This window comes from Streptomyces sp. NPDC002851, from assembly GCF_053591935.1.
This window is the reverse complement of the sequence record NZ_JBSFUT010000035.1, coordinates 81,708-90,536: the sequence shown is the minus strand read 5'-3', so window position 1 is coordinate 90,536 and position 8,829 is coordinate 81,708. Positions and strand designations below refer to the sequence as shown.

Below are 8,829 nucleotides of genomic sequence, written 5' to 3'. Positions count from 1 at the left end.
CCTGGCACGGCACCTCGCCGCACGGCCGAATCACCCACGTACGCCCAGTACGCGGGCGATCCGGCCGCACACCGATGCACCGCACCAGACGCCGCGGGCAGATCCACGAAGATCGGGGAGACGGGCCCTAGCCAACACCGGCTGACTCGACCCACGAAGGCAAGGAAGTCACAGCGCGATGGCGGATCTGAAGGTCCATAGCGGCAAACCTCCGCTCGGCGTGCCCGCCCTCAGCGAGCACGGGAAGGGCGGAATCCTGCCTGGGCTCGGTCTGGCGGTCGGAGCCGCCATCGCGATGGGAGGCGCGGCTCCGGCGCTGAAGGCCATGGGCTCGGCCGGTCTCACGGCAGTGAACATCATCCAGGCCAGGGCGATCGTAGGCGCCGCGCTGCTCATGCTCATCGCCGCGATGGTGCACCGCGGACGCCTGCGCATCCGGGCTCGCGACTGGTGGCTGGTTCTGCTGTACGGGGCGGTCAGCCTCGCCCTGAACCAGGTCGCGTTCACCATGGCCCTGGCCCGGCTCCCCGTAGGTATTGCGTTGTTGGTGGAGTATCTGTCCCCGGTCCTTGTCGCACTCTGGGTACGGCTCGTCCAGCGCAAACAGATCTCCGGCCTGGTGTGGGCGGGTATCGCGCTCACCCTGAGCGGCCTGGCGCTGATCGGGAGAATCTGGTCCGGCGGCGATCTGGATCGTCTCGGCATGGCGCTGGCGTTCCTCGCCGCGCTGACCCTGGCAAGCCGCTTCCTGCTCGCCGAACGAGGCCTGCGCAGCTACGAACCGCTCGTCATGTCGGCGTGGGGCACCACCGTGGGCGCTGCGGCACTCACGCTCGTCGGCCTGTTCCAGCCGTTCCCCCTCGAGGCACTCTCCCGGGACTCCGCGCTGAACGGCTGGACCATTCCGGTATGGGCGTTGGTGATCTGGGTGGGCGTGATCGGCATGGCCGGAGGGCTTGCGCTCGGTGTTGCGGCGCAGCGTCGCCTCCCGCCCACCTCGGCCAGCCTGATGCTGACCCTGGAAGTGGTGGCCGGGGCCGTACTCGCCTACGTGGTACTCGGCGAGGTGCTGACACCGGCACAGCTGATCGGATCTTCCATGATGCTCATGGGCATCGTGCTGGCTCAGCTCGCTGTCGTACGGCGTTAGGCCCTAGGGTCCGTCTTGTCGAGCACGTCTCGAGCCGGATGAGGTTGCCAGCAACGCACCATGGAGGCATAGGAATTGAAACGCATCGGCATCATCGGCGTGGGCGAGATCGGCCGGGCCATCGTGACGGGCCTGTGCGACGGGGCCGGCACGTCGCCGGAGGTGTTCCTCTCTCCCCGGGGAGCCCGCACGGCCGCCGAGTTGTCCGAGCGCTACGAGGGCGTACAGGTCTGCGCCGGCAACCAGGAGGTGGTGGACCGCTCCGAGCTGGTGATGATCGCCGTACGCCGCCAGGACCGGCACGATGCCCTGGCCGGCGTGCGGGTGGACGGCGACAAGGTGGTGGTCAACGTGATGGCCGGCGTCGGCAACGACGACCTGCGCCAGACACTCGCCACCGACGCCCCACTGGTGAGGGCCATCCCCCTGCCCGCCATACGCGAACGCCGCTCCGTCACGGTGACCTACCCGTCGCACCCGGAAGTGAACTCCCTCTTCGAGCAGATGGGCGGAGTGCTCCCCGTCGCGGACGAGGCGGCCTTCAACGTCTTCTCCGCGCTGACGGGGACGCTGACCGCCCACTACTGGTACCTCGCCACACTCACTTCGTGGGCCGCCGACCAGGGCATCACCCCCGACGACGCCGACCGCTACATCCGCGGACTCTTCCAGGGCGTCGGACGCGCCCTGAGTGACGAGAGCCGCTCCCTGTCCCAACTCGCGGCCGACCACGAGACCCCGAACGGAAACAACGAACGCATCCGCACCACCTGGTTCGACCCGGCCAACTCCGCAGCCCTCAAGAAGGCCCTCGATGACCTCCTCACCGATCTGAAGTAGCACCGGGCCCCGATCTCCGGTCGGGCCTCCCCGCTTCGCCAACTCCCGGACCGGCCCTCAGCCCAGGACCATGTGCAGCCCCAGGCCGAAGATCAGGCAACTGGAGACCGCCCCGGTAGCGACGCGGCCGCGGCGGCTCGTGAGGACGCCGCCGAGCATGGCGCCACCGCCGGCAAGCAGCAGCTGCCAGCTCGCCGAGGCCACGGTGATCGCGGCGACGTACACCACCGACTCGGCCGCGCTCATGGGCCCTCGGGCCTGGTTACCGAAGATCAGTGCCACGAAGTAGATCGCCGGCCACGGGTTGAGCGCGGTCAGGGAGAGATAGGCGGCGTACGCCCGCAGCGGGGTCATGCGCTGCCGGCGTCCCGCGTCTTCGGCGGGCTCGGCCCGGCTCCGCAGCGCTCCGAGGAGGATGCGCGCGGCCATGACGGCCAGGATCGCGAACGCCGCCCAGCGCAGCGGCCCGAGCAGCGGCTGCAGGGCCGCTGCCAGGGCGCTGCCGCCGAGCACGGCCGCGACCGCGTACCCGGCGTCGGCGGTGGCCGCGCCGAGCGCCGCCGAGGCGCCGGTCCTGAAGGACGTCGCCGCGGTCATGTTCACCATCAGCACCGCGACCGCGCCCACCGGGATGGCAAGGCCGTAACCGGCAAGCAGTCCGGCGACGACGGCGTCGGTCACGATGCCTCCGCCACCTCGGCCGCCTGGCGCGGTTCGCCGAGCGAGTCGAGCAGCCAGGCCCGGAAGTCCTGGATGAGTGCCTCGTGCGGGGTGTGGAATTCCTCGAAGTACTTCGAGTGCGCGGCCCGCTGCACCATCTCGCAGGCCTCGAAGTCCTCCCGCGCGGTCACGTCCACCAGGGCCGCCGCGTCGTCGGGCGAGAAGCCCGGGGTGGCGATGGCCTCCGGGGCGAACAGCCAGTCGACGACGACCTTGGTACGGTCCGCCGCCATCGGCTCGAAGCGCATGCACATCACGTGGTCGGGAATGAACATCAGGTGCACGTTGGGCCACAACAGCAGCCCGTGGAAGGCACGGTGGTCCCGCTCCGGCACACCGGGCAGCACGGGTGCCGCGGCCTTGCCGGAGAGCGAGAAGCCGGTGGCGTCGGGCGACAGCGCCGAGCCCTCCGCCTTCGGGCCGTCGGGCCCGCTGACGGTGCCGTAGCCACCGCGCCAGCTGGGCAGGATGTTGCAGATCTCCGGGTGCATGGTCGGGCAGTGGTAGCACTCGCAGAAGTTCTCGAAGAGGATCTTCCAGTTGGCATTGACCTCGTACGTGGCCGTCTTGGCGACCTCGAGCCGCTCCGGCTCGTAGTGCCCGGGCACATCCACGTCGCCGAAGCGCTCACGCAGCAGCGGGCCGACCTGGTCGGTGAGCGGCGCCGCCGCGGAGTCGAGGTTGATCCAGACATAGCCGAGCCACTCGGCGGTCTGCACCTTGAACAGGTGCCGCTCCCGGGTCTCGGGCGGCAGGTCCCGCATGAACGGCGCCGCCACCAGCTGTCCTTCGAGGTCGAAGGTCCAGCCGTGGTACGGGCACTGGATGGACTTGCCGAACTCGCCGCGGTCCGTGGTGCACAGCTCGGCGCCGCGGTGCCGACAGACGTTGATGTACGCGCCGATCGAGCCGTTCCGCTTGCGCACGACGAGCAGGTCCTCGCGCCCGACGCGCACGCGTACGTACGAGCCCACGCTGGGGATCTCGGACGAGCGCAGCACACACTGCCAGGTGCGCTCGAAGATCTGTTCCTGCTCGCGGGCGTAGTGGTCGGCGGCGGTGTAGTACGTGGGGGGCCACGAGATCACGGGCGGTTGCTCCTCCGGTCAGCGCCGAGGACCACCGTGGCGAGCCCGGTGCACGGCGCGGATGTGTGTCGATTGTCCAGACGGGTGTCGTTCCGCCGAGAGGCGCTGCTGATCTTCCGTCCGGTCCCAAGGCCACGCCATGTGGGGCGCGGCACTGCGTCAAGTCGTCCGGGAGTCCGTCACGTTGGCCGCCTTTCAGGCCCCGGGGTGCCAGTCGAGGTCGTCCCAGAAGCGCAGTTGGTGCAGCTTGGAGGGGGCGTCGACGCGGGCCGTGCCGGGGCCGCCGAGGACCAGGGCGGTGGGGGTGCCGGGGCGGTACTCGGGCCAGCGCGGAGCGTGCGCGCTGTGGGGTTCCTCGCCGCGCGCGAAGGTGGCCACGAGGTCGATGAAGGTGTCCGACACCTGACGTTCCAGCGGGCCGTCGCCGAACTGGCCGATGAAGGCCGGGTGGGCGTGCGAGCCGAACAGGAACTTGGAGGTGGCGTCGTGCGGGGTCCCGGAGTGCGGCGGGCGGACGGGATGGGCGAACTCCATCACGTACTGGCGTGAGGTGCCCTCGTGCGCGTGCCGCTCGGCCAGTCGCACGATCTGGTAGCGGAAGAGCGCGTCACCCCAGATCTCGGTCCACAGGGAGAGCCGGTCGGCGGGCCGTCCCTCGTCGGCGGCGGCCGCCCGGTAGGCGCGCAGGCAGGCGCCGGGCAGGTCGTCGGAGACGTCCGGGGTGCACTTGAGCATGACGTCCCGCACCGCGGCGCGTAGCTCGTCCTCGGTTTCCGGCACGGGCGGTGCCGGGGGGAACGACACGGTGTGCGGGTCGGTGAAGAACGACCCTTCGGTGCGGTTGTGGACGGACATGACGGGCACGGACGGCAGCACCGGCTCCGCCGCCACCCCGGTGGCCGGGTCGAGGACCGGCCCGCGGTACTCCCGGCCGCTGCCCAGGGCGCGCTGGGCGGGCGGCCCGTCGAAGAGTCCCTGCCAGGCCTGGGCCAGGGCCGCTGCCGGTACGGTACGCAGCCCGGGGACCGTGGTGCCCAGGCCGGCGGCGAGGCGTTCGTACGCCGTCGCGGCGTCCTGCGGGGTCAGGGACATCGCCGGGGACCAGGGCACGCTGGCGCTGATGGCGATGAGCCTGCGGGCGATGCCGCGGGTCGGCTCGGCGCCGGTGAGCAGGCGGGCGGTGACCGCCCCGGCGGACGTGCCGCACAGCGTGATGTTGCCGGGGTCGCCGCCGAAGGCCTCGGCGTTGTCCCGTACCCACCGCAGCAGGGCTGCCTGGTCCTGCAGGCCCCAGTTGCCCGCGAGCCCGGTGTCCGGGTCGGTGAGGTCCTCGTGCAGTCCCCAGCCGAAGGCTCCCAGGCGGTAGTTGAAGGTGATGACGACGAGCCCGCCCAGGGCGGCCGGCTTGGCCCCGTCGAAGGTGGGGACGCTTCCGGCACCCACCTGCCAGCCGCCGCCGTGGACGTAGACCAGGACGGGCAGGCGTCCGCCCGGATGCGGCGTCCAGACGTTGGCGTACAGCGCGTCTTCGCGGCTGTCGGGGGCGCCCGCCTGGAGGAAGGCCGGGGCGAAGGCGGTGGCGTCACGGACTCCGGTCCACGGCCGTACCGGCCGCGGGGAGGCGAAGCGCAGGTCGCCGACGCAGGGTTCGGCGTACGGGATGCCGCGGAACACGTACAGCGGCCGCTGCCGGTAGGGCTCCTCGGCCCCGCGGACTCGACCGGCCCGGGTGTGCACCACGGGTCCGGGGGACGTCGCGGAGCGGAGGGCCGGGGCGTCGGACGTAAGGCTGGAGGTCATGGTGTGCGTACTCCTCGGACGTAGGGGCGAGGCGGGGCAGCCGGCAACGACCGAGGGCCCCGGGGTCACCGGGGCCCTCGGGGCCGGTCGGGCGGCGTGGCCGTCGTCGGCCCGGCGTCGCTCCGACGCCCGTGCTCTCCGCCAGCGCACCGGCCGCGACGGCGACCGGGCCGGACGTGGCCCGGACCCTCTCTCCCGAGCAGCATCGGACCGCGCCCGGGAGCGCTCAACGCGCCCCCGAGAAGTCCGTCAGGTCACGTCGGGGCCCGGTCGGTCAGGGCGTCGATGAGCTCGTTGAGCGGCGACACCGTCATCGGGTCGGTGAGGGTGCCGCGCTAAGCTTCGTCATTCCTCATACGAACAGCTCTAGTATCTGACCGGCGGGTCTTTGACTGCTCAGATACCTACTCTGGAGTCTCCATGACAGACGCAGTGGACGTCATCCGGGATCTCTGGCGCGCGGAACGCCCCGACCTCGACACCTGGCCGACGGGCGTCGTGGGCCGGGTCCAGCGGCTGAGCCGGCTCCTGGAGCGGGAGTTGAGGGTCTTCGACACCCGGCACGGTCTTGAGGCGGGCGAGTTCGACGTCCTCACCACCTTGCGCAGGTCGGGTCCGCCGTACCGGATGACGGCCGGTGCCTTCCTCAAGGCGTCCATGGTCACCTCGGGGGCCGTGACCAAGCGCATCGACCGCATGGAGGCCAGAGGCCTGGTGGAGCGGGTACGCCCCTCGGGCGGCGACCGGCGCTCCGTGCAGATCCAGCTCACCGAGAAGGGCATCCAGCTCATCGACGACATCTTCCCGCTGCACCTGGACAACGAGGAGCGGATGCTGTCGGCCCTCAGCCGGGAAGAGTGCGAGCAACTCTCGCGCCTGCTGCGCCGTCTCCTGGAGTCCTTCGGGGACGCGTCGCTGACCTGACAGAAAGGCCGGTCCGCGGTGGGCAGCGCGGGTGGGTGTGTGGGTTCCTTGGCCCATGCGTGCTGCTTATATCGAGGAGCTCGGGCCGCCGGAGGGCATCCGGTTCGGCGAGCTGCCAAGTCCCGTCCCCGGTCCCACCGACGTGCTGGTCGACACCATCGCGACCACGGTCAACCCGGTGGACACGTTCGTCCGGAAAGGGGTGTTCAGCACTCCGCTGCCGTTCCCCTTCGTCATCGGCCGCGACATGGTCGGCAGGGTCGCCCAGGCCGGTCCCGGTGCGCACGGCTTCGCCGTGGGTGACCTGGTGTGGTCCAACAGCCTGGGGCACGAAGGGCGGCAGGGCGCCGCCGCCGAGCAGGTGGCGGTGTCGGCGGACCGGCTCTACCACCTGCCTGCTGGCGTCGACCCGGCCGACGCGGTCGCCGTGGCGCACCCCGCGGGCACGGCCCATCTCGCGCTGTTCGCCCACGGCAAGGTGAGGCCGGGCGAGACGGTCCTGGTGGCCGGGGCCGCGGGCAACGTCGGCAGCGCCCTGGTCACCATGGCGGTCGACGCCGGTGCCCGCGTCATCGCGACGTGCCACCCGCGGGACGCGGAGTACTGCCGGTCACTGGGTGCGGCTCAGGCCGTGGACTACCACGACCCCGAGCTGGCGGCCAAGGTCAAGGACCTCGCCGGTGGCGGCGTCGACCTGCACATCGACACCTACGGCGACCACGACCTGGAAGCCGCGGTGGAACTGCTCGCGCCGCGCGGGCGGATCGTGCTGCTCGCCGGGGTGGCGTCCCGGCCGACGCTTCCGGCGGGGCCGTTCTTCATGAAGGACGCCTCGGTCCTGGGCTTTGTGATCTCGCATGCGTCCACCGACGAGTTGGCCCGGGCGGCGGTGTCGATCAACCGGCTGCTCGCCGAGAAGCGGCTGCGCCCCCGGGCCACGGAGACGGTGCCGCTGAGCGCCGCCCGTGCGGCCCACCTCCGCATGGAGCGGGGCGAACTGCACGGCAAACGCCTTGTGTTGCGTACGGATATCAAGGACATCCAGGAAGAAGGGTCTTCATCATGACGAATCTTGCCGGCGGCCGTTCGGCGATCTTCGAGGTGCGTGCCGAGACGGTGATCTCCGCGTCCCCGGACGCGGTCTACCACGTCGTCAGCGACCTTGGCCGCAGCGGCGAGTGGAGCCCCGAGTGCACGGGCGGCTCCTGGGTCGAGGGCGAGCCCGGGACGGTCGGCTCCATCTTCCGCGGCGACAATGTGCGCGGGACGGACGTGGTCGCCTGGGCGCCGGTGATCCGAGGTCCGTGGACCACCGAGTCCGAGGTGATCGAGGCCGAGCCGGGCCGGGTCTTCCGCTGGTCGATCCTCGACAGCGAGCGCAATCGGCAGCACAGCGTCTGGTCGTACGAGATCTCCGCGGCGGCGGGCGGCGGCAGCCGCGTCGTGCACCACTTCTGCCTCGGCAAGCTCACCGAAGGCCTCGCGAAGATCATTGCGGGCCTTGCGGAGGACGACCAGGAGCGGTTCGTGACCGAGTGGAACGACAAGCTGGCCGAGGACGTCGCGGCCACCCTGGACCGGATCAAGGTCATCGTCGAGAAGGAAGCCGGCAACTAGGCCGGCCCTCTCAGAGGCAAACGCGCTGCTGCCGGTCCCTGCACGGGACCGGCAGCAGCGCGGTGTGCGGCGGGCGCGTCAGCCGGCCGCGGCGGTGGGAGCCATGGTGGCGGTGAGGGCCGCCGCGACGCGGGCGACCCGTGCCCCCAGGTGGAAGGCGGTCTGCGCGTCCGACTTGGACACCCCGTCCGTTCCTCGGTCGATGTCCGTCTGGGCACCGGCTCCGAGCGTGATGCCCAGGCGGTTGAGGTCGTGTTCGGAGCCGGTACTCGAATTCCACCCCGGCAGCAGGTCCAGGTTGACCCAGTGCATGCCGTGCTGGGCGGCGAAGACGGAGAAGTACTGCAGGGTGTGCAGCTTGTCCCCGTTCATCGCCCCCGAGTTGGTGAACCCGGCGGCCACCTTGCCCGTCCAGGCCCGGTTGGCCCAGCGGCCCGACGTCGCCTCGGCGAAGGTGTGGAACGCCGCCGAGGCGGAGCCCATGTACGTGGGGGCGCCGAAGACGATGGCGTCCGCGGCGTCGAGGGCCGCCCACTGCTCGGGCGTGACGGTGTCCACGGCGATCGGCACGGCCGTGGCCCCCGTGTCGGCCACTCCGTCCAGGACGGCCTCGGCGAGCACGGCGGTGTGCCCATAGCCGGAGTGGTAGGCGATGGCCACGGTCGTGGCGGTGCTCATGAACTCTCCTTC

The 8,829-nt window shown here is 71.2% G+C and carries 9 protein-coding genes; 5 read left to right on the top strand and 4 right to left on the bottom strand.

What is annotated here, in order from left to right; genetic code table 11:
• Nucleotides 1-178: 178 nt before the first annotated feature.
• Nucleotides 179-1,150, top strand: coding sequence for a DMT family transporter (locus ACWD10_RS29925; protein ID WP_451096505.1), 972 nt, complete (start codon nucleotides 179-181; stop codon nucleotides 1,148-1,150).
• 75 nt (nucleotides 1,151-1,225) lie between these two features.
• Nucleotides 1,226-1,990, top strand: a complete 765-nt coding sequence (locus tag ACWD10_RS29920) for an NAD(P)-binding domain-containing protein (RefSeq protein ID WP_451096503.1) — start codon at nucleotides 1,226-1,228, stop codon at nucleotides 1,988-1,990.
• 57 nt (nucleotides 1,991-2,047) lie between these two features.
• On the opposite strand, the gene ACWD10_RS29915 is transcribed toward ACWD10_RS29920, so the two are convergent.
• The 3 genes from ACWD10_RS29915 to ACWD10_RS29905 form a co-directional block, all read right to left on the bottom strand.
• On the bottom strand, nucleotides 2,048-2,671 hold the full coding sequence (locus tag ACWD10_RS29915; protein ID WP_451096501.1) for a LysE family transporter: 624 nt from the start codon (nucleotides 2,669-2,671) through the stop codon (nucleotides 2,048-2,050).
• The gene (locus ACWD10_RS29910) at nucleotides 2,668-3,798 is read right to left on the bottom strand and encodes an aromatic ring-hydroxylating oxygenase subunit alpha (RefSeq protein WP_451096499.1); all 1,131 of its coding nucleotides are present in this window, start codon (nucleotides 3,796-3,798) and stop codon (nucleotides 2,668-2,670) included. Before ACWD10_RS29910 ends, ACWD10_RS29915 begins: the two co-directional genes overlap by 4 nt.
• Nucleotides 3,799-3,993: 195 nt before the next feature.
• Nucleotides 3,994-5,598 carry a carboxylesterase family protein gene (locus ACWD10_RS29905; protein ID WP_451096497.1) on the bottom strand — a complete coding sequence of 535 codons (1,605 nt, stop codon included), beginning with the start codon at nucleotides 5,596-5,598 and terminating at the stop codon, nucleotides 3,994-3,996.
• A 420-nt stretch (nucleotides 5,599-6,018) separates the two neighbouring features.
• Between ACWD10_RS29905 and ACWD10_RS29900 the strand changes: the two genes are divergently transcribed.
• Genes ACWD10_RS29900 through ACWD10_RS29890 form a run of 3 tightly spaced genes read left to right on the top strand, consistent with a single transcriptional unit; the run spans nucleotide 6,019 to nucleotide 8,139 of the window.
• Nucleotides 6,019-6,522, top strand: coding sequence for a MarR family winged helix-turn-helix transcriptional regulator (locus ACWD10_RS29900; protein WP_451096495.1), 504 nt, complete (start codon nucleotides 6,019-6,021; stop codon nucleotides 6,520-6,522).
• 55 nt (nucleotides 6,523-6,577) lie between these two features.
• The gene (locus ACWD10_RS29895; protein WP_451096493.1) at nucleotides 6,578-7,588 is read left to right on the top strand and encodes an NADPH:quinone reductase; all 1,011 of its coding nucleotides are present in this window, start codon (nucleotides 6,578-6,580) and stop codon (nucleotides 7,586-7,588) included.
• Nucleotides 7,585-8,139 carry an SRPBCC family protein gene (locus ACWD10_RS29890; RefSeq protein ID WP_451096491.1) on the top strand — a complete coding sequence of 185 codons (555 nt, stop codon included), beginning with the start codon at nucleotides 7,585-7,587 and terminating at the stop codon, nucleotides 8,137-8,139. Before ACWD10_RS29895 ends, ACWD10_RS29890 begins: the two co-directional genes overlap by 4 nt.
• Before the next feature lie 78 nt (nucleotides 8,140-8,217).
• On the opposite strand, the gene ACWD10_RS29885 is transcribed toward ACWD10_RS29890, so the two are convergent.
• The gene (locus ACWD10_RS29885; protein WP_451096489.1) at nucleotides 8,218-8,817 is read right to left on the bottom strand and encodes a flavodoxin family protein; all 600 of its coding nucleotides are present in this window, start codon (nucleotides 8,815-8,817) and stop codon (nucleotides 8,218-8,220) included.
• Between the last annotated feature and the right edge of the window lie 12 nt (nucleotides 8,818-8,829).

Coding starts and splice junctions, on each gene's coding strand:
- ACWD10_RS29900 (WP_451096495.1), top strand. CDS start 6,019: ATGACAGACGCAGTGGACGTCATCCGGGATCTCTGGCGCGCGGAACGC.
- ACWD10_RS29890 (WP_451096491.1), top strand. CDS start 7,585: ATGACGAATCTTGCCGGCGGCCGTTCGGCGATCTTCGAGGTGCGTGCC.
- ACWD10_RS29925 (WP_451096505.1), top strand. CDS start 179: ATGGCGGATCTGAAGGTCCATAGCGGCAAACCTCCGCTCGGCGTGCCC.
- ACWD10_RS29905 (WP_451096497.1), bottom strand. CDS start 5,598: ATGACCTCCAGCCTTACGTCCGACGCCCCGGCCCTCCGCTCCGCGACG.
- ACWD10_RS29885 (WP_451096489.1), bottom strand. CDS start 8,817: ATGAGCACCGCCACGACCGTGGCCATCGCCTACCACTCCGGCTATGGG.
- ACWD10_RS29895 (WP_451096493.1), top strand. CDS start 6,578: ATGCGTGCTGCTTATATCGAGGAGCTCGGGCCGCCGGAGGGCATCCGG.